Raw genomic sequence first — 438 nt, 5'->3', positions numbered from 1 at the left:
GAGCTTGCGCGCGGCCGCGGTGAAGCCACCGCTCTCCACCACGGTGACAAAGGTCTTCATGGCCTGCAATCGATCCACGCGAGGTCTCCCTGAAACGATCCGGGGAGTATATCGGGAGGCGCAGGCTTACAGCGTCGCCTTACGACGCCACCTTGATCCCCGACTGGCTGACCAGCGCCTGCCACACCTGCTGGTCGCGCTTGAGCAGGGCGCCGAACTCCGGCGCCGTGGTGCCGCGCGGCAGCATGCCGCTATCGGCCAGCATCTTGGCGCCGGCCGGGGATTTGACGATGGTCGCGATCTCGGCGGACAGCCGCTGCACCAGCGGGGCGGGCGTTTTAGCCGGGGCGAGCATGCCGATCCAGCCGATCGACTCGAAGCCCGTGAAGCCGGCTTCGGCGAAGGTCGGCACGTTCGGCATGGACGGCACCCGCGCCG

The 438-nt window shown here is 68.5% G+C and carries 2 protein-coding genes; both read right to left on the bottom strand.

The features are described 5' to 3' along the window. Positions 1-78, bottom strand: a 78-nt coding sequence (locus AB4Z27_RS29635; RefSeq protein WP_441646062.1) for a LysR family transcriptional regulator, incomplete at its 3' end; no start/stop codon positions are given. 61 nt (positions 79-139) lie between these two features. After that, positions 140-438: Bug family tripartite tricarboxylate transporter substrate binding protein (locus AB4Z27_RS29630; protein WP_441646061.1), on the bottom strand; the 299-nt coding region annotated here is incomplete at its 5' end.

It is taken from the genome of Cupriavidus sp. KB_39, from assembly GCF_052114485.1.
Classification (GTDB): Bacteria; Pseudomonadota; Gammaproteobacteria; order Burkholderiales; family Burkholderiaceae; genus Cupriavidus.
Note: the sequence above shows the minus strand (reverse complement) of the source record. Positions and strands in the feature narration are given on the sequence as shown.